Here is a 25,834-nt window from a genome sequence, read left to right as displayed (position 1 = left end):
TAAAACAACTCAGTAATAGATTGAACATAATATGCGTGAATTTATTTCGATATTAAGATACAGAACAAAGGAGCGATTGGTTTGTCATTAAGAGACGATGCTTTAGAAATGCATAAAAGAAATCAAGGTAAATTTGATGTTACACCCAAAGTAAAAGTTACAAATAAAGAAGAATTAAGTTTAGCTTATTCTCCTGGTGTTGCAGAACCATGTAAAGAGATTTATGAGGATCCTCGTAAAGTCTATGATTATACATCTAAAGGCAATACTGTAGCTGTAGTAACAGATGGCACTGCAGTATTAGGATTAGGTAATATTGGTCCTGAAGCAAGTATTCCTGTAATGGAAGGTAAAGCAGTTCTATTCAAAAGCTTTGCTGGGGTAAGTGGTGTACCAATAGCTTTGAATACAACAGATACAGAAGAAATTATCAAAACAGTTAAATTATTAGAACCTAATTACGGCGGTATCAACTTAGAAGATATTTCTGCGCCGCGCTGTTTTGAAATTGAAAACCGATTAAAAAAAGAAACTAAAATTCCAGTTTTTCATGATGATCAGCATGGGACAGCAATCGTGACAATGGCTGGATTGATTAATGCTTTAAGAATTACTGATAAATCACTATCAGATATCAAAGTGGTATTGAATGGTGCAGGCGCTGCAGGTATTGCGATTGTGAAATTATTATATTCATACGGTGTGCGCAATATGATTATGTGTGATTCTAAAGGTGCTATTTATAAAGGACGCCCGCATGGCATGAATGAAACCAAAGAATTTGTGGCAGAATGGACGAACAAGGATAAACAAGAAGGTAAGTTAGCTGATGTTATCCAAGGTGCTGATGTCTTTATCGGTGTTTCTGTTGCTAATGCATTATCTCAAGATATGGTAAAATCAATGAATAAAGACAGTATCATTTTTGCGATGGCAAATCCTAATCCAGAAATTAATCCAGATGACGCAAAAGCGGCTGGAGCAAGAGTAATTGGAACAGGCCGTTCAGATTATCCGAACCAAATTAATAACGTGTTAGCATTCCCAGGCATCTTCAGAGGGGCTTTAGATGTACGTGCAACACATATTAATGAGAAAATGAAACAAGCTGCTGTACAAGCTATCGCTAATTTAATTGGACCGGATGAGTTGTCACCGGAATACTGTATTCCAGCACCATTTGATAAACGTGTAGCACCATCGGTTGCACGCAATGTAGCGAAAGCAGCTATGGAATCTGGAGTTGCTAGGGTTGAAGTTGACCCAGATGAAATATACAATAAAACGATGAGATTAACTGATATTAAATAGATTATTTTTACAATGTACTGTTATGTCTTTAAATTAACATAATAGTGATGTGGAGGTTGACCAATGTTTAAAGATTTTTTCAATCGAGGCAGTAAAAAGAAAAAATATGTAACTGTCCAAGATTCAAAACAGAATGACGTTCCATCAGGTATCATGACTAAATGTCCAAAATGTAAAAAAATCATGTATACAAAAGAACTATCTGAAAACCTCAATGTGTGTTTTAATTGCGATCATCACTTATCTTTGACTGCATATAAACGAATTGAAGCAATTTCAGATGAAGGAACATTTAAAGAGTTTGATAAAGGAATGACATCTGCCAATCCTTTAGACTTTCCTGGTTACGAAGAAAAAATTCAAAAAGATCAAAGCAAAACAGACTTGAATGAAGCGGTAGTAACTGGAACAGCCGAATTAGATGGTACAAAATACGGCGTTGCAGTTATGGATTCACGTTTCAGAATGGGGAGTATGGGTTCTGTTGTCGGTGAGAAAATCTGCCGTATTATAGATTATTGTACAGAACAACGTCTGCCGTTTATCCTTTTCTCTGCAAGTGGCGGTGCCAGAATGCAAGAAGGTATTATTTCTTTAATGCAAATGGGTAAAACAAGCGTATCATTGAAACGTCATTCTGATGCTGGTTTATTATATATTTCTTATATTACACATCCTACAACAGGTGGTGTTTCTGCCAGCTTTGCATCAGTTGGTGATATCAACTTGTCAGAACCGCGTGCTTTAATCGGTTTTGCAGGTCGTCGTGTTATTGAACAAACAATTAATGAAAAATTACCGGATGATTTCCAAACAGCGGAATTCTTATTAGAACACGGCCAATTAGATAAAGTAGTTCACCGTAAGGATATGCGTGCTACTTTAAGTCAATTATTGAAAATGCATACAGGACAAGAGGTGAAAAAAGATGCTTGATTTTGAAAAGCCGTTATTTGATATTAAAAATAAAATAGATGCTTTGAAAGAATCACAAGAGAAAAATGATGTAGATTTGCAAGAAGAAATTGATATGTTAGAGGCTTCTCTAGAGCGTGAAACTGAAAAAATATACAAGCATCTTAAACCTTGGGACCGTGTTCAATTAGCTAGAATGCAAGAACGACCTACAACCTTAGATTATATTCCATACATCTTTGATGATTTCATGGAATTACATGGGGATAGAAATTTCAGAGATGATTCAGCAATGATAGGCGGCATTGGATATTTAAATGGTCAGCCAGTCACTGTAGTTGGTCAACAACGTGGTAAAGATACAAAAGATAATATTTACCGTAATTTTGGAATGGCTCATCCAGAAGGGTACCGTAAAGCGTTACGTTTAATGAAACAAGCTGAGAAGTTCAACAGACCTATCTTTACATTTATAGATACTAAAGGCGCATACCCTGGTAAATCTGCTGAAGAACGTGGTCAAAGTGAGTCTATTGCTAAAAACTTAATAGAAATGTCTAGCTTGAAAGTGCCTGTCATCACTTTAGTTATTGGTGAAGGCGGAAGCGGCGGTGCTTTAGGTATTGGTATTGCAAATAGAGTGTTAATGCTTGAAAACAGTACGTATTCAGTGATTTCACCAGAAGGTGCAGCAGCGTTGTTATGGAAAGATAGCAACCTTTCAAAAATTGCTGCTGAAACAATGAAAATCACAGCACCTGATTTAAAAGAATTAGGTGTGATTGATGAAGTTATTACAGAACCACTTGGCGGCGCACATAAAGATATTGAACAACAAGCGCGCAGTATTAAACAGGCGTTTGTTTCTCATTTAGATGCGTTGAAAAAATTAGATGGTCCAGCGTTAGCTGACGATCGTTTTGATAAATTCCGTCAAATGGGTGAATATAAAGAACAATAAGGGAAAAGGATTCTATACTTCTTTTTTAGGGAAGAGTATAGAATCCTTTTCATTTTGTATTTGAGAATTAATCCGGTTATGATGGTTAAAAATAGCAGAAATTGAAAAAATTAGACTGTAAAAATATGTCTATCGTATCCATATTAAATAAAAAGTGTGGCTATATTTCGAAAATAGAAATATAAAACGTTTACATTATGGATTGCATGGTATTTTTATGGATAACCACGCTATTTTATGGTATTTTTAATGTAAATCATACAAGTTAGGAAGGTCAGTTGTCATGAAAAAAATTGCAGTTTTGACTAGTGGTGGAGACGCTCCGGGAATGAACGCTGCTGTTCGAGCAGTTGTGCGTACTGCCATTTATAATGGGATTGAAGTTTACGGTGTGTACCAAGGCTACCTCGGATTGATAAATGATGATCTTAAAAAGCTTGAACTAGGATCAGTGGGAGATACAATTCAAAGAGGAGGTACATTCCTTTACTCTGCACGTTGCCCAGAATTTAAGGACAAAGAAGTACGTGCCAAAGCAATTGAAAACTTAAGAAGTCATGGTATTGATGGATTAGTTGTAATCGGCGGTGACGGAAGTTATCGTGGTGCTCAACGTATCAGTGAAGAATGCCCTGAAATTCAAACTATCGGTATTCCGGGAACAATCGATAATGATATTCCAGGTACAGACTTCACAATTGGTTTTGACACAGCACTCAATACAATTATTGATTCTGTCGATAAAATCAGAGACACTGCTTCAAGTCACGCGAGAACATTTATTATTGAAGTTATGGGCCGTGATTGTGGTGACCTTGCATTGTGGGCTGGTTTAGCTGTCGGTGCAGAAACAATCCTCGTTCCAGAAGTAAAAACAGATATCAAAGATATCGCAGAAAAAATAGAAGCCGGTATTAAAAGAGGTAAAAAACATTCTATCGTTATGGTAGCTGAAGGTGTTATGTCAGGACAAGATTGTGCAGAAGAATTAGCAAAATACATCCATGTAGATGGACGTGTATCTGTACTCGGTCATATCCAACGTGGTGGTAGCCCAACTGGACAAGACAGAGTGTTGGCATCAAGACTTGGCGGTCATGCCGTAGAATTATTAATTGAAGGTAAAACAGCATTGGGAGTTGGCATTAAACAAAATGAATTAACTCAAACACCATTTGATGATATCTTCAGTAATAAAGGTAGTAAGTTTAATTTTGATATGTATGAGTTAGCACAAGAATTATCAATTTAATGATAGATTTAGTGAAATTTTTAGGAGGCTTTTATAATGAGAAAAACTAAAATCGTTTGTACGATTGGACCTGCATCAGAATCTGAAGAAATGTTAGAAAAATTAATGAACGCTGGCATGAACGTTGCCCGTTTGAACTTCTCACACGGTGATCACGCTGAACACAAAGTTCGTATTGACCGCATCAGAGAAGTTGCACAACGTTTAGACAAAACTATTGCAATCATGCTTGATACAAAAGGACCTGAAATCAGAACACACAACATGAAAGACGGTGTGATTTTCTTAGAAAAAGGTAAAGAAGTTATCGTAAGCATGGAAGAAGTTTTAGGTACAGCTGAGAAATTTTCTGTAACATATGCAGATTTAATCAACGACATTGAAATTGGTTCTTATATTCTATTAGACGATGGTTTAGTAGAATTAGAAGTTAAAGAAATCAATAAAGATAAAGGCGAAGTTTTATGTGAAGTCCTCAACTCAGGTGAAATTAAAAATAAAAAAGGTGTTAACTTACCAAACGTTAAAGTTAACTTACCTGGTATTACTGATAAAGATGCTGATGATATCCGCTTCGGTATCGATCAAAACATCGACTTAATCGCAGCAAGCTTTGTACGTCGTCCAAGTGACGTATTAGATATCCGTAAAATTTTAGAAGAAGAACGTAATACTAACATTCAAATTCTTCCTAAAATCGAAAACCAAGAAGGTATCGACAACATTAAAGAAATCCTTGAAGTTTCTGATGGTTTAATGGTAGCTCGTGGTGACATGGGTGTTGAAATTCCACCTGAAAATGTACCTGTAATCCAAAAAGACCTTATCAGACAATGCAACAAATTAGGTAAACCAGTTATTACAGCAACTCAAATGTTAGACTCTATGCAACGTAACCCACGTGCAACAAGAGCCGAAGCAAGTGACGTAGCTAACGCTATCTATGATGGTACAGATGCAGTTATGTTATCTGGTGAAACTGCTGCAGGTTTATATCCTGAAGAAGCTGTTAAAGCAATGAGAAACATTGCAGTTGCAGCTGAAGCCGCTCAAAACTACAAAAAATTATTAAATGACCGTACTAAATTAGAAGAAACTAACTTAGTAAATGCAATTGGTGTTTCTGTAGCACATACTGCCCTTAACTTAAAAGTTAAAGCAATCGTTGCTGCAACTGAAAGTGGTTCAACTGCAAGAACTATCTCTAAATTCCGTCCACATTCAGACATTATCGCTGTAACACCAAACCCAGAAACAGCTCGTCAATTAGCATTAGTATGGGGCGTATTCCCAGTTGTTAAAAAAGGACGCAAAACTACTGACGCATTACTTAACAATGCAGTAGCAACAGCAATCGAAACTGGCCGCGTTCAAAATGGTGATTTATTAATCATCACTGCTGGTGTTCCAACTGGTGAAAAAGGTACAACTAACATGATGAAATTACACTTAGTTGGTGACGAACTTGTTAAAGGTCAAGGTGTTGGACGTAATTCAGTAGTAGGTAACGCAGTAGTTGTAAACGAAGCATCTGAATTAGAAGGCAGAGATCTTTCAAACTCAGTAATCGTTACTCATTCTACAGATGAAACATTCGTACCTTATGTAGAACAAGCTGCTGGTTTAGTTGCTGAAGAAGCTGGTATCACATCACCAAGTGCAATCATCGGTTTAGAACAAGGTATCCCAACAATCGTTGGTGCTAAAAACGCAACTAAATTAATCGCTGATGATGTTACAATCACAGTTGATGCAAACACTGGCCGTGTATATGACGGTTATGCAAACGTACTTTAATCATCTCTAAATTATCAATATTAAACTTTAATTAGACAAGCTGTCTGTTCCTCTGGAGCAGACAGTTTTTTATTTTGATTTGGGAAGTGAATGTATCACCTTATAATTCATGTAGCATTTAAAAGCAGTTTATGCATTGTTTTAAGCATGATATAACATCAGATATGTATTTATAATAAAGAGAGTGTTGTTAATCTATGGGGCTCATATAGGGGATAGAAGAGGATAGGATAGGTTTTAGACAAAGCAAAATGCGCTTACTCTAAAAGTGAGTAAACGCATTTTGTTAGGGTGCGTATTTTTAATTTTTATGATTGATGTTTCTTAAGTTGTTGTGTGTATCTCCAGTACATTAATCCTAAAAGGATAAACCAGATTGGAGATAAAAATACTGCAGTTCTTGTTACCGGGTTGACGAATAGCAATGCGAATACAAAGATGAAGAAAAATAAAATCATGTATCCTGAGAAACGTCCACCTGGCAATTTATAAATTGAATTTTTGTGTGCTTTTGGATTACGTTTATGGTAGTTAATATAAGCAACGATAATCAATGCCCAAACTACTAAGAATAAAACTGTTGATACTGTTGTTACATATGTGAATACTAATGTTGCATCTGGGAAAATATAGTTCAATAATGCTGCGATAAGTAATAATGCACATGAAACAAAGATCGCAATGTGCGGCACACCATTTTTATTTGTTTTGTTGAAAACAGGTGGTGCTTGTTCTTGTCTTGATAAACCGAATAACATACGGCTGTTTGAGAAAATACCACTGTTACAAGATGATGCAGCAGCTGTCAGTACAACAAAGTTGATGATACCTGCTGCGAAAGGTATTCCGACTAACGCGAACAATCTTACGAATGGACTGTCAGAAGGATCTACTTTATACCAAGGAATGATTGACATAATTACTGCAAGTGATCCTACATAGAATAGTAAGATACGTACAGGTACACTGTTGATTGCTTTAGGAATAATCTTTTCAGGGTCTTTTGTTTCACCAGCTGTTACACCAATCAACTCAATCCCTACGAATGAGAAGAGTGCCATTTGGAAAGACATGAAGAAACCTGATACACCTTTAGGGAAAATACCATGGTCATAAAGGTGTGTGATACTCGCATGACCGAATTTAGTTTCATAAGCAACGAATATCATACCTAATCCTACAACGATTAACACGATGATTGTCGTAACTTTGATAATTGCGAACCAGAATTCTAATTCTCCAAAAAGTTTTGCACTTAATAAGTTGAATGCCATTAAAACAAGTACACAGACTAAAGCGCTGACCCAGTTAGGAATTTCAGGCCACCAGAAACTGACATACTTCGCTACGGCTGTAACTTCTGCCATCCCTGTGATAATCCAACATAACCAATATGTCCAACCTGTCACAAACCCAGCAAAAGGTCCGATATATTCATTTGTCACATCTGCGAATGATTTAAATTTTGTGTTTGTAATTAAGATTTCCCCTAAACCCCTCATAAACATAAACAACATTAAACCAATAATGATGTATGTTAATAAAATCGAAGGTCCCGTCATCGCAATCGTTTGTCCTGCCCCTAAGAACAATCCAGTACCGATCGCACCGCCAATTGCGATTAACTGTATGTGCCGATTGCTTAATTCTCTTTGTAAATTGTTTGACATAAATTAATTCAACTCCCTTTTTGCACCTTAATAATATTATGCACATATCCATAGAATATGACAAATGGTTTTTAAAAATATTGAGAATTTTCATGCAATTATCAATGAATTTAAGTTATGATGAATGATAATAAATTAAAAATAATCGGTTAATTTGCATGGGTTTTCGTTACTTAAAACTATAAAAATGTAATATAATACCAATAAAGGCAATGAGATATGGTCTGAACAGGTTGTTTTAGCTGTTTGAGCAATGTAACCGCTTTATACAAAGTTTCGAAATTGTTCACAAAACCGTTAATATTGGATATAATACTAAATGAAAGCCATTTCAATTTGTTATAGAAAAGGGGAAATTAATATGGCAGAATTGCATAAAGGTTTAGAAGGGGTAATTGCAGCTGAAACAAAGGTAAGCTCAATTATCGATAGCCAATTGACATATGCTGGTTATGACATCGATGATTTAGCAGAAAACGCATTATTTGAAGAAGTTGTATTCTTACTATGGAATTACAGACTTCCGACGAAAGACGAATTGAACAAGTTGCAAGAAAAATTATATGAGTATGCAAAACTAGACCAAAAAGTTTATGAGCATTTCGAAGATTATGCAACAGACGACGTTCATCCAATGACAGCATTAAGAACTTCAGTTTCTTATATTGCACACTTTGATGAAAATGCAGAGTCAGAAACGGATGAAGAAAAATTAGAACGTGCAATTAGAATCCAAGCAAAAATGGCATCACTTGTGACGTCATTTGAACGTGTAAGACAAGGAAAAGAGCCAGTTTATCCTAAACAAGGCTTATGCTATGCAGCTAACTTCTTATATATGTTACGTGGTGAAGAGCCAACAGACATTGAAGTTGAAGCATTTAACAAAGCATTGGTATTGCATGCTGACCATGAATTGAATGCATCAGCATTTACAGCACGTTGTGCAGTATCATCTTTATCAGATATGTATTCAGGTATTGTTGCAGCTGTAGGTTCATTAAAAGGGCCTTTACACGGTGGAGCAAACGAACGTGTTATGAACATGTTATCTGAAATTCATTCAGTGGATGAAGTTGAACCATATATTGATAATAAATTGAAAAACAAAGAGAAAATCATGGGCTTTGGACACCGTGTTTATAAAGACGGAGATCCACGTGCGAAATATTTAAAAACAATGAGTAAAAAAATTACGGATGAGACAGGTCAAAAACATTTATATGATATCTCAGTAGCGATTGAAGACTTAATGAAAGAACGTACAGGCATTATTGCTAACGTTGACTTCTATAGTGCGACTGTTTATCACAGCATGGATATTCCACATGATTTATTTACTCCAATTTTCGCAGTCAGTCGTTCTGCAGGTTGGTTAGCACATATTTTCGAACAATATAGAGATAATCGTATTATGAGACCACGTGCTCAATATATCGGTGAAACAAATCGTAAGTATTTACCAATTGAAGAGCGCTAATTTTTAACAGCGACATTCTTGAATCATTAATCACAAAATTTATATTAACGGAGGAATTTAGAATGGCACCAGAAAAAATTGTTAAACAAGAAGACGGTTTATTAGTACCGAATAATCCTATTATTCCATTTATCATCGGTGATGGTATTGGACCAGATATCTGGAGAGCAGCAAGCCGTGTATTAGATGCAGCGGTTGAAAAAGCTTATAATGGCGAGAAAAAAATCGAATGGAAAGAAATCTTAGCTGGTCAAAAAGCATATGATGAAACTGGCGAATGGTTACCACAAGAAACTTTAGATACGATTGAAGAATATTTAATCGCAATCAAAGGACCTTTAACTACACCAATCGGTGGCGGTATTCGTTCATTAAACGTAGCATTACGTCAAACATTAGACTTATATGCTTGCTTACGTCCAGTACGTTGGTTCAAAGGTGTTCCATCTCCTGTTAAGCGTCCAGAAGACACTGACATGGTTATCTTCCGTGAAAATACTGAAGACATCTATGCAGGTATCGAATTTAAAGAAGGTACGCCAGAAGCTAAGAAATTAATCGATTTCTTACAAGATGAAATGGGTGCTAAAAACATTCGTTTCCCTGAAACTTCTGGTATCGGTGTAAAACCTGTATCTAAAGAAGGTACTGAACGTTTAGTACGCTCAGCTATCCAATATGCGATTGATAACAATCGTAAATCAGTTACATTAGTGCACAAAGGTAATATCATGAAATTTACTGAAGGTGCATTCAAACAATGGGGTTATGATTTAGCTGAAAGTGAATTCGGTGATAAAGTATTCACTTGGCAACAACATGATCGCTTAGTAGATGAAAAAGGTAAAGAAGAAGCGGACAAAATCCAAGATCAAGCAGTTGCAGATGGTAAAATCATTATCAAAGACTCAATTGCTGATATCTTCTTACAACAAATCTTAACGCGTCCTGCTGAGTATGATGTAGTAGCGACTATGAACTTAAATGGTGACTACATTTCTGACGCATTAGCAGCACAAGTCGGCGGTATCGGAATTGCACCTGGTGCAAACATCAACTATGATACTGGCCACGCTATCTTTGAAGCAACTCACGGTACTGCACCTAAATATGCAGACCAAGATAAAGTAAACCCATCATCAGAATTATTAAGTGCAGTATTAATGTTAGAACACTTAGGTTGGCAAGAAGCTGCTGACTTAATTACAGATTCAATTGAAAAAACAATTGCATCTAAAGTTGTAACGTATGACTTCGCACGTATGATGGATGGCGCTAAAGAAGTAAAAACTTCTGAGTTCGCTGACGAGTTAATCAAAAATCTATAAGACTTAATTGATTTCAAGCTATACTGCTCTGATAAGGGCGGTATAGCTTTATTTTTTTGAATGATTGAACTTGTTAAGTGAATGTTAAGATTATGTAAAGATGTTTCGTAGTATGTTATCTTTTTGAAAATATAAGTTATAATTAAGATGAAAAATACACAGGGGGTAAGACTATGACACAAAAAATTTTAGTAGTCGATGATGAACAATCCATTGTAACTTTGCTGAAATACAATTTAGAAACAGCAGGTTATTTAGTAGAAGTTGCTTATGACGGTGAAGAAGCACTTCAAAAACTGAATGCCGTACAACCAGATTTAGTCGTATTAGACGTGATGTTGCCGAAGTTGGATGGCATTGAAGTTTGTAAAACGATTCGTTCAGACCGAAATCTTGTTCCTATCTTAATGTTGACTGCCAAAGATGACGAGTTTGATCGCGTATTAGGCTTGGAACTCGGTGCAGATGACTATATGACTAAGCCATTCTCACCAAGAGAAGTTGTAGCACGTGTAAAAGCTATTTTACGCAGATCTAAACAAGTTCACAGTCAAAAAGAAGAAGAAACAGATAGTGAAGATGTAATCATCGGTTCAATCAAAATCAGACCTGAATACTTTGAAGTATATAAAAATAATGAACTGTTAGAATTGACCCCTAAAGAATTTGAGTTACTTCTTTATTTAATCGAGCGCCAAGGTCGTGTTATTACAAGAGAGCACATGTTGAACTCTGTATGGAATTATGAATTTACTGGTGATTCAAGAATTGTTGATGTGCATATCAGTCATTTAAGAGATAAATTAGAGGAAAACCCTAAGCAGCCGAAGCTTATTAAAACTGTTCGTGGATTAGGCTATAAACTAGAAAGACCTAAATCTGCAAATTGAAGTTTTACACAAGATTACTGCTGACGTTAGCCATCTTGATTATCTCTTGTCTTGTTGCTTTAGGTTTACTAATCAATCATGCGATTTATACAACGATTTCATCGAGAGATGCTGAAAACTTGAAGCATGATGCTGAGCGTATCAACAAGACATACAAAGCACATCATGAAGAGGCTTTAAAAGAATACGCACACTTAAATAATTTTACAATATCCATACATAGCAATGATGGAGGTAAAACATTATTTAAATCAGATAAAAAAGTTCCCGCAAATCCAAACATCAATGTAGTTGGAAATCCATCTAATCTGCTTTATGATACGCATCATGACAATCGTAGATTTACTTATAAATATATTAGTAATGATCATTTTATTATAATTACAGGTTACGATAATGAAATTACACAACTACAATTTGAAGCTTGGAAATATATTGCGATCATTGGTTTATTCATTATTGCCTTAGTCTTCTTAATTGTTAGAAACATTAACCGCACATATATCAGACCGATTAATGATGTAACTTATGCGACGAAACTCTTAGCACAAGGGCACTATCATATCAGAGTACCTGAAAGCAATGTGAAAGAAACGCGAGACTTATTCGTAACAACGAATGAATTAGCACGTCGTTTACAAAAAATGTATAACGAACAAAAAATTCAATCAAATCGTTTGAAAACAACACTTGAAAATATACCAAGTTCAGTTTTAATGATTGATAAATACGGTAAAATTGTTATCGCGAATACAGCATATTATGAAATGTTTAATCCTGAAACAAATGTCGTGAATCAAAATTACAATCGTGTGATCAAAGGTAAATTGAATACATTGATTATCGATGCCTTTAAAACCGAGAAAACGATGAATGAACAAGTCAAAGTATATTTGAATAATGTTCACGAACGTTATTTTGATACCGTCTGTGTGCCGATTTTATCTCGTAAAAAGAAAAGAATGCAAGGGATGGTTGTCGTTCTTCACGATATTACCAGCTTGAAGAAATTAGAGAATTTGCGTCGTGAATTTGTCGCAAATGTCTCACATGAGCTGAAAACACCTATCACTTCAATTAAAGGATTTGCGGAAACTTTAATTGATGGGGCGAAGAATGATGAAACGACGTTGGATGAATTCTTAAATATTATTTTGAAAGAGTCTAATCGTATTGAGTCATTGGTCGAAGATTTATTAGATTTATCACATATTGAACAACAAAAAGAAATTGAAACAGAACCTGTGGATTTATCTGATGTAACGAGAAACACCGTAAAAACTTTATATACAAATGGTAAAAAGAAAAATATTACGTTGGAAACGGATATTGAAGATTACGTGATTATCGATGCCGAAACATCGAAAATTGCTCAGGTTGTGGTGAACATCGTCAGCAATGCGATTAACTATTCACCTCAAGATAGTCGTATTCATGTGCGTGTCTATAAAGATGGAGAAAAACGTGTCTTAGAGGTCGAAGATTTTGGGATTGGAATCGCTCCAGAAGATCAAAAACATATCTTTGAACGTTTTTATCGTGTAGATAAAGCTAGAAGCCGTGATTCAGGCGGTACAGGACTTGGTTTGTCTATTACGAAACATATTGTCGAAGCTTATCACGGACGTATTCAAATAGACAGTCAAGTTGGCGTAGGTACAACGTTTAAAGTGATATTTTTCGATAATAAAAATAAATCAATTAAGTTATCTTAATATATGCGCCGGATGGAATTCCGGCGCTATTTTTATGAGTGGCTATGTCACATATGATAAAATAGAAACAAATCAATTCTGGAGGTTATAGTGTGGAAAAATTAGTGTTAATTGATGGGAATAGTTTAAGTTTCCGAGCATTTTATGCATTGCCTCTTTTAACGAATCGTGCAGGAATTCATACAAATGCCACTTATGGATTTGCGATGTTATTAGAAAAAATTATCAAAGAAGAAAAACCGACCCATTTCTTAGTCGCATTTGATGCTGGAAAAACGACATTCAGACATCAAACATTTAAAGAATATAAAGGCGGCAGACAAAAGACGCCACCAGAATTAAGTGAACAATTTCCGTTAATCAGACAATTATTAGATGCGTATCATATTAAGCATTATGAACTAGAAAATTATGAAGCGGATGATATTATCGGAACGTTAAGTCAAGCTGCAGATAAAGCAGGTTTTGAAACAATAATTGTAACGGGTGACCGAGACTTAACGCAACTTGCTTCTGATAACGTAACAATATACTATACGAAAAAAGGTGTGACAGATGTTGACCATTACACACCTTCATTCATCGCGGAAAAATATAATGGTTTAACACCGTCACAGATTATTGATATGAAAGGTTTAATGGGAGATAGCTCAGATAATATCCCAGGTATCGCGGGTGTCGGTGAAAAAACTGCTATTAAACTTTTAAATCAATTTGATTCAGTTGAAAACCTTTATAATCATTTAGATGAAGTTTCTGGTAAAAAGTTAAAAGAAAAACTTGAAAACGGTCATGATGATGCGTTGATGAGTAAAGAGTTAGCAACGATTAATAGAGAAAGTCCAATTGAAGTTACACTTGAAGAAACGAAGTTGCCTGATGAAGTGGATCAAACACAAAAAATTGAACTGTTTAAAGAACTTGATTTTAAACAAATGTTGAACCAAATCGATGTTGATGCCGATACTGAAACTGAATCTGATCGAACATATGATATTGAAACAGATTTCAACGCAATTGACTTTGATCAATTAAAACAAGCAGCGCTTCACTTTGAAGTAGATGAAGGTGACTATCTCACTGCAGATATTTTGAAATTCGGCTTTAAAGCAGATGAACACTTTGTGGTGATTAATGCGGATGAGATTCAAAATTATCCTGAGTTAATAAAATGGTTAGAAGACGAACAAACAGAAAAGTATGTCTATGATGCGAAAAAAACATATGCAGAAGCACATCGCATGAATATCGATATTAAAAATATTACGTTTGATATCATGTTAGCGAGCTACATTTTAAATCCATCTCGCTCAATTGATGATGTTCATTCAGTAGTTGTCGATTATGGCCAAGGTTATGTACCTGAAGCAGTACACGTTTTTGGTAAAGGCAAAAAACGACAAGTGCCAGAAGATGATGTGTTGAATCCTTATATTGCTTCGATTTTGGATGCGATTGATGCGAGTACACCTGTAATGATTGATGCATTGAAAGAGTACAATCAATTAGATTTATTCAATGACTTAGAATTGCCGCTTGCGCGCATTTTAGGACAAATGGAAGAAATGGGCATTTACACGGATATTGAAGAGCTAAAAGAAATGGAAAGAGAAATTCAAGGTAAGCTTGATACTTTAATTGCTCGTATTCATGAAGCAGCAGGTGAGGAATTCAATATTAATTCACCGAAACAATTGGGTGTCGTATTATTCGAAAACTTGAAGTTACCAGTTATCAAGAAAACGAAAACGGGTTACTCAACTGCAGTAGATGTTTTAGAACAACTACAAGGCGAACATCCGATTATCGAAGATATCTTAGAATATCGCCAGTTATCTAAATTACAATCTACTTATGTAGAAGGCTTACAAAAAGTGATACAAGATGATAATCGCATTCATACACACTTTAACCAAACACTTGCACAAACAGGACGTCTGTCATCTGTCGATCCTAACTTGCAAAATATTCCTGTACGTTTAGAAGAAGGTCGCCGCATTAGAAAGGCCTTTAAACCTGCAGAAGCGGATAACGTTATTCTTTCAGCGGACTATTCTCAAATTGAATTACGCGTACTTGCTCATATTACGCAAGATGAAAGCATGATGAATGCCTTCAGAGAAGGAAGAGACATTCATACAGCTACAGCCATGAAAGTCTTTGGTGTTGAAGCAGACGAAGTAGATGGTTTAATGCGTCGACAAGCTAAAGCTGTAAACTTCGGAATAGTATATGGCATTAGTGATTATGGTTTAAGCCAAAGTTTAGGTATTACGAGAAAAGCAGCGAAGAAATTTATAGATGATTATTTAGATAGTTTCCCAGGCGTTAAACAATATATGAGTGATATCGTTAAAGATGCGAAAGCAAAAGGTTATGTAGAAACATTATTACACCGTCGCAGATATATCCCTGATATTACAAGCAGAAACTTTAATCAACGCAGTTTTGCAGAAAGAACAGCTATGAATACACCAATTCAAGGCAGTGCTGCAGATATTATCAAACTAGCAATGGTTAATTATGATAAAGCTGTGAAAGAAACAGATTTCAATGCACACTTATTACTGCAAGTACACGATGAGTTGATTTTTGAACTGCCAAAAGATGAGGTAGAAGCTTTCAGTGAATTTATTGAAGATATTATGGATAATGCCATTGAATTAAAAGTACCATTACAAGTGGATACTAACTATGGTCCAACATGGTACGATGCAAAATAGAAAGAAGGTCGCAAATTGCCTGAATTACCAGAAGTAGAGCACGTTAAAAGAGGGATTGAACCCTTTGTGATTAATCAAATTATTGAAAGTGTTGAGTTCTCGGATAAAGTCATCGATGGAAAAGCGAGCGGTAGAGACACAATTATTAAACAAATTGATTTGCCGATGTTTAAAAATCGTACAGAAGGCTATAAAATTACACGTGTGGAACGCAGAAGTAAATATATTCTTTTATATTTAGAGAAAGATGAAGATAAAAGAGTATTAGTCAGTCATTTAGGAATGACTGGCGGCTATTTCGTAGTCAATGACTTAACGGAGATTATTGTACCGAATTATCAAAAACATTGGCACGTCAATTTCAAACTTAGTAACGGCAAACAATTAATCTTTTCTGATATTAGACGCTTTGGTGAAATTAAAAATGTTGATGATATTACAGCATACACGTCATTTGAAAAGATGGCTCCAGAGCCTTTTGATGACAATGCATACACACACTATCAAAAACAATTAGCATTGCCGAGGTATCAGAATAAGCCGATTAAACAAGTGATCTTAGATCATCATGTTATTGCAGGTTGCGGTAATATTTATGCTTGTGAAGCTTTATTTAATGCACGTATTCATCCAAAACGCAAAGTTAATACTTTAACGAAACAAGAGCAAAAGCGTGTGTTTGATGAAGTAGTGGCTGTTCTAACATTAGGTATTGAGCAAGGCGGAACCAGCATTTCTGATTATCGCCATGCAGATGGTCAAACCGGACATATGCAGGAGTATTTAAATGTATATAAAAAGAAAATCTGTCCTGTATGTGGCGGACCGATTGAGACAGAAGTGATAGGTGGCAGAAACAGTCACTTTTGTCCAAACTGTCAAAAATAAATAAATTGAACGAGGGAGATTAGATTATGCAAAAAGTAATTGGTTTAACAGGCGGAATCGGAACAGGTAAATCTACTGTATCTGAATTGCTTGCAGTCCATGGTTTTAAAATTGTGGATGCGGATATTGCGGCAAGAGAAGCGGTAGAAAAAGGTTCTGAAGGTTTAGAACAAGTCCGCCAAGTATTTGGCGATGAAGCGATAGATGAAAATGGTGAAATGAATCGCAAATACGTCGGTGAAATCGTATTTAATGATGACAAAATGCGAGAGAAATTAAACCAAATCATACATCCTATCGTGAGAGATTTAATGGAAAGACAAAAAGAAGCTTATTTAAAAGAAGGCTTCAATGTAATTATGGATATTCCATTATTATTTGAAAATAACCTTCAAGATACTGTTGATGAAACATGGTTAGTCTATGCTTCTGAAAGTATTCAAGTGGAACGTTTAATGGAACGTAATGACTTAACACAAGAAGAAGCGAAAGCGCGTGTATATAGTCAGATCTCTATCGACAAAAAACGTCGTATGGCAGATCGTGTTATTGATAATCGCGGTACGTTGCTAGAGCTTAAACAAAACCTTGAAGCATTGTTGATGGAGGAAGGTTATATTCAAAGTTCTGAAGAGGTTTAATGTGAATATGATTTTAATCTGAACATGAATACAAAAAATTGCTTATCATTAGTGATAAGTAATTTTTTTAATTATTTTGCTAAAACGCTTTCATTTTAACGTGAATATGTTATACTGATTCCATAAAGTATAACACATATAAAACGAGGGGTGCTTTTTATGACAACGAATATTGCAATTAATGGAATGGGACGCATTGGGCGCATGGTTTTGCGTATTGCTTCTAAAAATGATGATTTAAATGTAGTGGCAATTAATGCGAGTTATCCTCCAGAAACGATTGCACATTTAGTAAAATACGATACAACACATGGTAAATATGACGGTGATGTAGAACCGACAGAAAATGGTATTCGTATTGATGGTCATGATATTAAATTAGTTTCAGATCGTAATCCAGAAAATTTACCTTGGAAAGATTTAGATATTGATATTGTCATAGAAGCGACTGGGAAATTTAATCACGGAGACAAAGCGGATGCACATATTAAAGCAGGCGCTAAAAAAGTCTTATTAACAGGTCCTTCAAAAGGCGGTCACGTACAAATGGTTGTTAAAGGCGTTAACGATGACAGCTTAGATGTTGAAGAATTCGATATCTTTAGTAATGCTTCATGTACGACAAACTGTATCGGTCCAGTAGCAAAAGTATTAAACGACAACTTTGGAATCGAAAATGGTTTAATGACTACAGTACATGCGATTACAAACGACCAAAAAAATATTGATAACCCACACAAAGATTTACGCCGTGCGCGTTCTTGTAACGAAAGTATTATCCCAACTTCAACAGGTGCTGCAAAAGCATTGAAAGAAGTTTTACCTGAATTAGAAGGTAAATTACATGGTATGGCACTTCGTGTTCCTACTAAAAACGTTTCATTAGTAGACTTAGTAGTAGACTTAAAAGAAGATGTAACAGCTGAGCAAGTCAACAAAGCATTTGAAGATGCTGACTTAGAAGGCGTATTAGCTGTTTCAGATGAGCCGCTAGTATCAGTTGACTTTAACACAAACCCTAACTCAGCAATCGTTGATTCAATGTCAACGCTTGTAATGGATGACAAGAAAGTTAAAGTGATTGCATGGTACGACAATGAATGGGGTTATTCTAACCGCGTTGTTGATATTGCAGTTCAAATTGGTGAATTGTTAAAAACAAAAGAAAAAGCAACAGCTTAATTGAAACTGCTGTCATAAATTTTTAACCAGTTAATCAGAAGTAGGGCTCTGATTAACTGGTTTTTTTATGTGCTGGCTTCCTTTCTTTTGTGACTTGCACTTTTATAGTATAATAGGCGTAATCAATTAAAGAGGTGAAAATGAATGAAATGCCCTAAATGTAATTCTACGCATTCTCGTGTGATAGATTCTAGACATGCTGATGAAGCCAATGCCATTCGCAGACGTCGTGAATGTGAAAATTGCGGCACTCGTTTTACTACATTTGAGCATATTGAAATGAGTCCGCTTATCGTAGTGAAAAAAGATGGCACACGTGAGCAGTTTTCACGTGACAAAATATTGAATGGGCTCGTTCGTTCGTGTGAAAAGAGACCAGTCGGTTATCAACAGCTTGAAGATATTACAAATAAAGTAGAATGGCGTTTAAGAGATGAAGGCCATGCAGAGGTTTCTTCAAGAGAAATTGGCGAACATGTGATGAATTTATTAATGCATGTGGATCAAGTATCCTATGTAAGATTCGCCTCTGTATATAAAGAATTTAAAGATGTCGATCAATTGCTTGAATCTATGCAAGGCATCTTACAAGAAAAGAATAAACGGAGTGAATCTTGATGAAGTTGAGTCAAAATGACTTTGGATTACGTCCGCAAGATCCATTCAAAGTGCTGCAAGCACAAAAACTTTCTGCATCTCAACTCGAAGTATTGAACCGTTTGTTTACACCACTAATCGGTACAACAGCCATCGGTGTGTATCATTATCTTTCTCAGTTTGCAGAGGTTAAACAACAAAAAGACTATACACATTATGTGATTATGAGTGAGTTGAAATTAAACCTAGGTCAATTCAGAGAAGAAATGAATCGTTTGGAAGCGATTGGACTGATTAAAACCTATGCAAAACATGATGAAAATCAATCACAATTTGTGTATTTGTTAGTCGATCCGCCATCACCAAAAACATTTTTCAATGATCCTATGTTATCTGTTTATCTCTATAAAGAAGTTGAGGGTAAACGTTTCCATGAATTACGTCGTTATTTTGAAACGACACAAGTTGATTTATCAAATTATCATGAAGTGACAAGAAATTTTACAGATGTTTTTAAAGTACCAAATCATGCGTTAGATAAGGTAGATACGACACATCAAATAACAGAATCACAAAAATACGATGGTATGAACTTAGACCGTGTTCACTTTGACTTCGAATTGTTGTATCAATTACTAAGCAATCATTTTGTCAGTGCAGAAATAATAGAAGAAAAAACGAAACATCTCATTACACAACTCGCTGTGCTATATGGTATAACGCCGGAAGGGATGAAGAATTTGATTTTAAAATCGCTGACAAGTGCACAAAAAATTTCGTTTGAAGAGTTGCGTAAACAAGCGCGTGCGTTTTATGCGATTGAACACGAAAATCAATTGCCGTCTTTAGAGGCGCAAGCAGAACCTGTTCGACCAGAAACTGCAGAAGAGGCACAAATAGAAATCAATTCTATTCCTCAAACAGATGAAGAGTTTAAACAATGGTTTAAATTAATGGATAATTTAAGTCCGATTGATATGTTGACAGGGTGGTCTGGTTCAGAACCGACACCTCAACAAAAATATATGATAGAAGACATAATCGTGCGAGAACAATTACCGTTTGGTGTAATTAATATGTTATTACAATACGCCATGTTAAACAGTGGGATGAAATTGACTAAAAAGTATATATTAGAGATTGCATCAAACTGGAAAAAATTGGAAATCAGTTCTGCAGAAGAAGCCTATCATCATGTGATGAAGTTGAAAAAGGATGAACAAGAACGTCAAACTAAAAGTTATCAACAACAAAGCGGTCCAAAACGCTTTAATAATAGAAGAAATCCTGTATCGAAAGAGATTACACCTGATTGGCTGTTGAATCGAGAACATGAAAAACGTCGTAAGAAAGGTGAAAAACGTTCATCCGCTTCAACCGACCAATCTCTCGCGCAAGATAGTGCAGCCTTTTTACAACACTTAAAAGAAACATGGAAGGAGGATGAATAATATGAAACGTTTCAGCAATATCATGCAGACATCTCCAGATTTTCAAAAAAGATTTGAGAAAATCAAAAGAGATGTAATTAATGATCCTGACGTTAAACGCTTCCTAGAAGAACATCAATCTGAAGTAACGAATCGGATGATTGAAGAAGACTTGAATATTTTGCAAGAATATAAAGACCAGCAAAAACATTATGATGGCCATGAATTCAAAGATTGTCCTAACTTTGTTAAAGGTCATGTACCTGAACTCTATATTGAACATAACAGAATTAAAATCAAATACCTTCCATGTCCATGCAAAATCAAACACGATCAAGAACAACGAGAAGCACATTTAATCACTTCACATCATATGCAGAGAGATACGTTAGATGCTAAATTAGCAGATATTTATATGGATAATCGTGAACGTTTAAATGTAGCTATGAAAGCTGATGAATTATGCAAAGCAATCGTAAGAGGAGAAAGTGTTAAAGGTTTATATTTATATGGTTCTTTTGGTACAGGTAAATCCTTTATTTTAGGTGCGATTGCCAATCAATTGAAGTCCAAACTGATTCCTTCAACGATTGTATACCTACCTGAATTCATCCGTACGTTAAAAAATGGATTTAAAGATGGTTCATTTGAACGTAAATTACAAGTGGTCAGAGAAGCGAATATCCTCATGCTAGATGATATCGGTGCAGAAGAAGTCACACCATGGGTGCGTGACGAAGTCATCGGACCATTACTGCATTATAGAATGGTACAAGAGTTGCCGACATTCTTTAGCTCAAACTTTGATTTCAAAGCTTTAGAACACCATTTAGCGATGACGCGAGATGGCTCTGAACAGACAAAAGCTGCTAGAATTATGGAACGTATTAAATCTTTAGCAGAACCCTATGAATTAGTCGGCGAGAATTATCGTGATGATTGATATTTTTTGAAAATGAGTTATAATAGAATTAAATCTAAATCAACGTAAACATTAAAGGATATGACATGTTTTTCACTGTTATACAGAAAATTGCTGGTGATGAGAAAGCAGTTAACATACTAATATGTTACTCCCTTTTAGATAAATGATATTCGTAATGAATATCCGGCTCAAGACCGTTATCTTATGCAGAGATGAGAAACAGTATCATGGGAATGTTCTGTTTCTTAAACTAGGGTGGTATCACGAGAACCTCGTCCCTTTATAGGGCGGGGTTCTTTTTGTTTTACGTGAAGATTATAAATGGAGGCGTTTATGAATGGACAAAATTAGTATTACATTTCCAGATGGCAACAGTTCTGAATTTGATAAAGGCATTACTACTGAAGAAATCGCACAATCAATCAGTCCTGGGTTAAGAAAAAAAGCAGTAGCAGGTAAATTTAATGGACAAATGGTTGATTTGACTCGTCCACTTGAAGAAGATGGATCAATTGAAATCGTAACTCCTGGCAGTGAAGAAGCACTTGAAGTGTTACGTCACTCTACAGCGCATTTAATGGCACAAGCATTAAAACGTTTGTATGGCGACGTGAAATTCGGTGTAGGTCCTGTCATTGAAGGCGGTTTCTACTATGATTTCGATACTGATGCTAAAATTTCTTCAGATGATTTCCCTGAAATCGAAAAAACAATGAAACAAATTGTAAATGAAAATCATAAAATTGAACGTAAAGTAGTCAGCCGTAATGAAGCGAAAGACTTCTTTAAAGACGATCCGTATAAACAAGAATTAATCGATGCAATTCCTGAAGATGAAAATGTGACACTATATACACAAGGTGAATTCACTGACTTATGCCGTGGTGTACACGTACCATCTACTTCAAAAATCAAAGAGTTCAAACTATTATCTACAGCAGGTGCATATTGGCGCGGTGACAGCAACAATAAAATGTTACAACGTATTTATGGTACAGCGTTCTTTGATAAAAAAGAATTAAAAGCACATTTAAAAATGCTTGAAGAACGTAAAGAACGTGACCACCGTAAAATCGGTAAAGAATTAGACTTATTTATGAACAGTCAATTAGTAGGCGCTGGTTTACCATTATGGTTACCAAACGGTGCAACAATTCGTCGTGAAATTGAACGTTACATCGTAGATAAAGAAGTTAGTTTAGGCTATGACCATGTTTATACACCTGTTTTAGCTAATGTTGACTTATATAAAACTTCAGGACACTGGGATCATTACCAAGATGACATGTTCCCACCAATGAAATTGGACGAAACTGAAGAAATGGTTTTACGTCCGATGAACTGCCCACACCATATGATGATTTATAAAAATAAACCACATTCATACAGAGAATTACCAATTCGTATTGCTGAATTAGGTACAATGCATCGTTATGAAGCAAGTGGTGCGGTATCAGGCTTACAACGTGTACGTGGTATGACTTTAAATGACGCACACATCTTCGTACGCCCAGATCAAATTAAAGAAGAGTTCAAACGTGTAGTTGAATTAGTACAAGAAGTTTACAAAGACTTTGGTTTCGAAAACTACAGCTTCCGTTTAAGCTATCGTGATCCAGAAGATACAGAGAAATACTTCGATGATGATGAAATGTGGAACAAAGCTGAGGCAATGTTGAAAGAAGCAGTAGATGAAATGAACTTACCGTATGAAGAAGCGGTAGGGGAAGCAGCATTCTACGGTCCTAAATTAGACGTTCAAGTTAAAACAGCTATGGGTAAAGAAGAAACTTTATCAACAGTTCAACTTGACTTCTTATTACCAGAACGCTTCGACTTAGCTTATATCGGTAAAGATGGTGAAGAACACCGTCCAGTAGTTATCCACCGTGGTGTGGTATCAACTATGGAACGTTTCGTAGCATTCTTAACTGAAGAAACTAAAGGGGCTTTCCCAACTTGGTTAGCACCAATGCAAGTTGAAATCATCCCAGTTAATGTGGACTTACATTATGATTATGCACGTCAAATCCAAGATGAATTAAAATCACAAGGTGTGCGTGTAGAAATTGATGATCGTAATGAAAAAATGGGTTATAAAATCCGTGAAGCACAAATGCATAAAATCCCATATCAACTTGTAATTGGAGACAAAGAAATTGAAAACAATGAAGTGAACGTGCGTAAATACGGTTCTAAAGATCAAGAAACTGTAGAAAAAGATGAATTCATCTGGAATTTAGTCGATGAAATTCGTCTAAAAAAACAACGTTCAAATTAAGACCTTGAAATCAGTCTGGAATTAAGGTATATTACAATGTAGTTAATTAAATATTAAAAAAGTGTTAGAGGTTGCATCTTTGATGAGTTGCTTATCAGAAGCTTTATTGGAGCGTAGGTTGAATAAGTTAAAGGCAAAGATGCCGAAATTTACAATAGCCATAACTGTTGTATTTTGGGTCAGTTTCCGAATAGGAACTGGACTGTCACATAATGTGATGTGCTACCGTATATGATAAATTTCAAGTGATGGTCGCATATCTGTAGCGGCCATCATTTTTTGTATTCATGCAAGCCTCTATACTAAAGAAAGGAATCGATTATGAACAATCAATCTAATCAGGATGCAGGCATCCAAAGAGGTCTAAAAGACCGTCATATTTCCATGATCGCCATCGGGGGATGTATCGGAACAGGATTATTCGTTACATCTGGCGGTGCAATTCATGATGCTGGACCACTCGGCGCATTAATCGCCTACGCAGTTATCGGTATTATGGTGTTCTTCTTGATGACATCATTAGGAGAAATGGCAACGTACTTACCAGTATCTGGTTCATTCAGTACGTACGCAACACGATTTGTAGACCCATCATTAGGCTTTGCTTTAGGATGGAACTATTGGTTTAACTGGGTTATCACTGTAGCAGCTGACGTAACTATTGCAGCGCAAGTGATTCAGTACTGGGATCCAATGAAAGGCATTCCTGCATGGGCATGGAGTGTACTCTTCCTTATCATCATCTTCGCTTTAAACTCATTATCAGTTAGAGTGTATGGTGAAAGTGAATATTGGTTTGCATTAATTAAAGTAATAACAGTTATTGTCTTTATTGGTATCGGTTTACTTACTATTGTCGGTATCATGGGCGGTAAATTCATCGGATTTGAAACATTTACTTCTGGTGACGGCCCGATTTTAGGTGGTAATTTAGGCGGAAGCTTATTATCAATCTTAGGTGTATTCTTAATTGCTGGTTTCTCATTCCAAGGAACAGAGTTAATCGGTATTACAGCAGGGGAATCAGAAAATCCTGAACGTGCTGTACCAAAAGCAATTAAACAAGTATTCTGGAGAATTTTATTATTCTATATCTTAGCTATCTTTGTAATTGGTATGATTATTCCTTATACTCATCCAGCATTGATGGGCGGAGAAGATAACATCGCGACATCACCATTTACATTAGTATTTAAAAATGCTGGTTTAGCGTTTGCGGCATCATTTATGAACGCAGTTATCTTAACTTCAGTATTATCAGCAGGTAACTCTGGTATGTACGCATCAACACGTATGTTGTACTCTATGAGTAAAGATAAACTTGCAGCATCAGCATTTGGTAAAACTACAAAGCATGGTGTGCCATTCTTAGCATTAATCGCAACTGGCGCCGTAACAGTATTAATCTTCTTAATACAACGCTTAAGCGGTGATGCATATGAATACATCGTTGCAGCAAGTGGTATGACAGGCTTTATCGCATGGGTTGGTATTGCAATCAGTCACTATCGATTCAGACGTGCATTTAAAGTCCAAAATTATGATAAACATGAATTGAAATACAAAGCTAAATGGTTCCCATTCGGTCCGATTTTCGCAGGTATCTTATGTGTGATTGTTATTATCGGCCAAGATGTTGATTTCATTAAAACAGGTGATTTTGATCCAAATCGCTTCATTATCACTTACATGGGTATTCCAGTTTTCTTAGCATTCTTCTTGTATCATAAAATCAGATATAAAACTAAAAAAATTCCATTGAAACAAGTTGACTTAAGTCAAGACGTGGATATGAGCCAATTTAAATAAAGTTAAAAATTTTAATTGACTTTGTCTTGTAATGTTGAT

The 25,834-nt window shown here is 35.7% G+C and carries 19 protein-coding genes and 1 riboswitch; of the genes, 18 read left to right on the top strand and 1 reads right to left on the bottom strand.

Annotation, left to right across the window (positions count from 1 at the left end):
• Nucleotides 1–81: 81 nt before the first annotated feature.
• The 5 genes from HMPREF2937_RS12600 (at nt 82) to pyk (ending at nt 6,236) form a co-directional block, all read left to right on the top strand.
• A complete protein-coding gene (locus HMPREF2937_RS12600; RefSeq protein ID WP_002481176.1) occupies nt 82–1,311 on the top strand; it encodes an NADP-dependent malic enzyme in 1,230 nt (409 codons plus the stop codon).
• A 63-nt stretch (nt 1,312–1,374) separates the two neighbouring features.
• The gene (gene accD, locus HMPREF2937_RS12595) at nt 1,375–2,247 is read left to right on the top strand and encodes an acetyl-CoA carboxylase, carboxyltransferase subunit beta (protein ID WP_002481175.1); all 873 of its coding nucleotides are present in this window, start codon (nt 1,375–1,377) and stop codon (nt 2,245–2,247) included.
• On the top strand, nt 2,240–3,187 hold the full coding sequence (locus HMPREF2937_RS12590; RefSeq protein ID WP_070864732.1) for an acetyl-CoA carboxylase carboxyltransferase subunit alpha: 948 nt from the start codon (nt 2,240–2,242) through the stop codon (nt 3,185–3,187). Before accD ends, HMPREF2937_RS12590 begins: the two co-directional genes overlap by 8 nt.
• A gap of 283 nt (nt 3,188–3,470) precedes the next feature.
• Entirely contained in the window at nt 3,471–4,439 is a 969-nt protein-coding gene (pfkA, locus tag HMPREF2937_RS12585; RefSeq protein WP_002481173.1) for a 6-phosphofructokinase, read from the top strand.
• Between the two features lie 36 nt (nt 4,440–4,475).
• Nucleotides 4,476–6,236, top strand: coding sequence for a pyruvate kinase (gene pyk, locus HMPREF2937_RS12580; RefSeq protein ID WP_002481172.1), 1,761 nt, complete (start codon nt 4,476–4,478; stop codon nt 6,234–6,236).
• A gap of 308 nt (nt 6,237–6,544) precedes the next feature.
• Here pyk and HMPREF2937_RS12575 read toward each other — a convergent pair whose 3' ends face one another.
• Entirely contained in the window at nt 6,545–7,906 is a 1,362-nt protein-coding gene (locus HMPREF2937_RS12575) for an amino acid permease (protein ID WP_002481171.1), read from the bottom strand.
• Between the two features lie 361 nt (nt 7,907–8,267).
• On the opposite strand from HMPREF2937_RS12575, the gene HMPREF2937_RS12570 reads away from it, so the two are divergent.
• From HMPREF2937_RS12570 to HMPREF2937_RS12510, 13 genes are all read left to right on the top strand, one after another.
• Nucleotides 8,268–9,386, top strand: a complete 1,119-nt coding sequence (locus tag HMPREF2937_RS12570) for a citrate synthase (protein WP_023016092.1) — start codon at nt 8,268–8,270, stop codon at nt 9,384–9,386.
• Between the two features lie 62 nt (nt 9,387–9,448).
• On the top strand, nt 9,449–10,714 hold the full coding sequence (gene icd / locus HMPREF2937_RS12565) for an NADP-dependent isocitrate dehydrogenase (RefSeq protein WP_002481169.1): 1,266 nt from the start codon (nt 9,449–9,451) through the stop codon (nt 10,712–10,714).
• A 173-nt stretch (nt 10,715–10,887) separates the two neighbouring features.
• Nucleotides 10,888–11,604, top strand: coding sequence for a response regulator transcription factor (locus tag HMPREF2937_RS12560; protein WP_002481168.1), 717 nt, complete (start codon nt 10,888–10,890; stop codon nt 11,602–11,604).
• Nucleotides 11,601–13,319, top strand: coding sequence for a two-component system histidine kinase PnpS (pnpS, locus tag HMPREF2937_RS12555; protein ID WP_002481167.1), 1,719 nt, complete (start codon nt 11,601–11,603; stop codon nt 13,317–13,319). Before HMPREF2937_RS12560 ends, pnpS begins: the two co-directional genes overlap by 4 nt.
• Before the next feature lie 92 nt (nt 13,320–13,411).
• Nucleotides 13,412–16,042 carry a DNA polymerase I gene (polA, locus tag HMPREF2937_RS12550; RefSeq protein WP_023016091.1) on the top strand — a complete coding sequence of 877 codons (2,631 nt, stop codon included), beginning with the start codon at nt 13,412–13,414 and terminating at the stop codon, nt 16,040–16,042.
• Nucleotides 16,043–16,057: 15 nt separating this feature from the next.
• Nucleotides 16,058–16,930 carry a bifunctional DNA-formamidopyrimidine glycosylase/DNA-(apurinic or apyrimidinic site) lyase gene (gene mutM, locus HMPREF2937_RS12545; RefSeq protein ID WP_070864730.1) on the top strand — a complete coding sequence of 291 codons (873 nt, stop codon included), beginning with the start codon at nt 16,058–16,060 and terminating at the stop codon, nt 16,928–16,930.
• A gap of 26 nt (nt 16,931–16,956) precedes the next feature.
• On the top strand, nt 16,957–17,571 hold the full coding sequence (gene coaE / locus HMPREF2937_RS12540) for a dephospho-CoA kinase (RefSeq protein ID WP_023016089.1): 615 nt from the start codon (nt 16,957–16,959) through the stop codon (nt 17,569–17,571).
• 159 nt (nt 17,572–17,730) lie between these two features.
• Nucleotides 17,731–18,753 (top strand): glyceraldehyde-3-phosphate dehydrogenase, encoded by a 1,023-nt coding sequence (locus tag HMPREF2937_RS12535; protein ID WP_002481163.1) that lies wholly within the window; start codon nt 17,731–17,733, stop codon nt 18,751–18,753.
• Between the two features lie 144 nt (nt 18,754–18,897).
• On the top strand, nt 18,898–19,371 hold the full coding sequence (gene nrdR / locus HMPREF2937_RS12530) for a transcriptional regulator NrdR (protein ID WP_002481162.1): 474 nt from the start codon (nt 18,898–18,900) through the stop codon (nt 19,369–19,371).
• Nucleotides 19,371–20,801, top strand: coding sequence for a replication initiation and membrane attachment family protein (locus HMPREF2937_RS12525; RefSeq protein ID WP_070864728.1), 1,431 nt, complete (start codon nt 19,371–19,373; stop codon nt 20,799–20,801). The genes nrdR and HMPREF2937_RS12525 overlap by 1 nt, the downstream gene beginning before the upstream one ends.
• A 1-nt stretch (nt 20,802) precedes the next feature.
• Nucleotides 20,803–21,723, top strand: a complete 921-nt coding sequence (gene dnaI / locus HMPREF2937_RS12520; RefSeq protein WP_002481160.1) for a primosomal protein DnaI — start codon at nt 20,803–20,805, stop codon at nt 21,721–21,723.
• A gap of 319 nt (nt 21,724–22,042) precedes the next feature.
• On the top strand, nt 22,043–23,986 hold the full coding sequence (gene thrS, locus HMPREF2937_RS12515; RefSeq protein ID WP_002481159.1) for a threonine--tRNA ligase: 1,944 nt from the start codon (nt 22,043–22,045) through the stop codon (nt 23,984–23,986).
• Nucleotides 23,987–24,043: 57 nt separating this feature from the next.
• Nucleotides 24,044–24,219: riboswitch (Lysine riboswitch) on the top strand.
• Nucleotides 24,220–24,307: 88 nt separating this feature from the next.
• On the top strand, nt 24,308–25,795 hold the full coding sequence (locus tag HMPREF2937_RS12510) for an amino acid permease (protein ID WP_002481158.1): 1,488 nt from the start codon (nt 24,308–24,310) through the stop codon (nt 25,793–25,795).
• The last annotated feature ends 39 nt before the right edge of the window (nt 25,796–25,834 follow it).

It is taken from the genome of Staphylococcus sp. HMSC061G12, assembly GCF_001838465.1.
In the GTDB taxonomy this organism is placed as follows: Bacteria; Bacillota; Bacilli; order Staphylococcales; family Staphylococcaceae; genus Staphylococcus; species Staphylococcus simulans.
The sequence above is the reverse complement of the archived record's forward strand: the minus strand, read 5'-3'. Positions and strand labels throughout refer to the sequence as shown.

Excerpts from the sequence above, each read along its gene's own strand:
- icd (WP_002481169.1), top strand. The coding sequence starts at position 9,449 with ATGGCACCAGAAAAAATTGTTAAACAAGAAGACGGTTTATTAGTACCG.
- HMPREF2937_RS12560 (WP_002481168.1), top strand. The coding sequence starts at position 10,888 with ATGACACAAAAAATTTTAGTAGTCGATGATGAACAATCCATTGTAACT.
- HMPREF2937_RS12575 (WP_002481171.1), bottom strand. The coding sequence starts at position 7,906 with ATGTCAAACAATTTACAAAGAGAATTAAGCAATCGGCACATACAGTTA.
- pfkA (WP_002481173.1), top strand. The coding sequence starts at position 3,471 with ATGAAAAAAATTGCAGTTTTGACTAGTGGTGGAGACGCTCCGGGAATG.
- accD (WP_002481175.1), top strand. The coding sequence starts at position 1,375 with ATGTTTAAAGATTTTTTCAATCGAGGCAGTAAAAAGAAAAAATATGTA.
- nrdR (WP_002481162.1), top strand. The coding sequence starts at position 18,898 with ATGAAATGCCCTAAATGTAATTCTACGCATTCTCGTGTGATAGATTCT.
- coaE (WP_023016089.1), top strand. The coding sequence starts at position 16,957 with ATGCAAAAAGTAATTGGTTTAACAGGCGGAATCGGAACAGGTAAATCT.
- HMPREF2937_RS12570 (WP_023016092.1), top strand. The coding sequence starts at position 8,268 with ATGGCAGAATTGCATAAAGGTTTAGAAGGGGTAATTGCAGCTGAAACA.
- HMPREF2937_RS12525 (WP_070864728.1), top strand. The coding sequence starts at position 19,371 with ATGAAGTTGAGTCAAAATGACTTTGGATTACGTCCGCAAGATCCATTC.
- dnaI (WP_002481160.1), top strand. The coding sequence starts at position 20,803 with ATGAAACGTTTCAGCAATATCATGCAGACATCTCCAGATTTTCAAAAA.
- HMPREF2937_RS12510 (WP_002481158.1), top strand. The coding sequence starts at position 24,308 with ATGAACAATCAATCTAATCAGGATGCAGGCATCCAAAGAGGTCTAAAA.
- HMPREF2937_RS12590 (WP_070864732.1), top strand. The coding sequence starts at position 2,240 with ATGCTTGATTTTGAAAAGCCGTTATTTGATATTAAAAATAAAATAGAT.
- thrS (WP_002481159.1), top strand. The coding sequence starts at position 22,043 with ATGGACAAAATTAGTATTACATTTCCAGATGGCAACAGTTCTGAATTT.
- HMPREF2937_RS12535 (WP_002481163.1), top strand. The coding sequence starts at position 17,731 with ATGACAACGAATATTGCAATTAATGGAATGGGACGCATTGGGCGCATG.
- pyk (WP_002481172.1), top strand. The coding sequence starts at position 4,476 with ATGAGAAAAACTAAAATCGTTTGTACGATTGGACCTGCATCAGAATCT.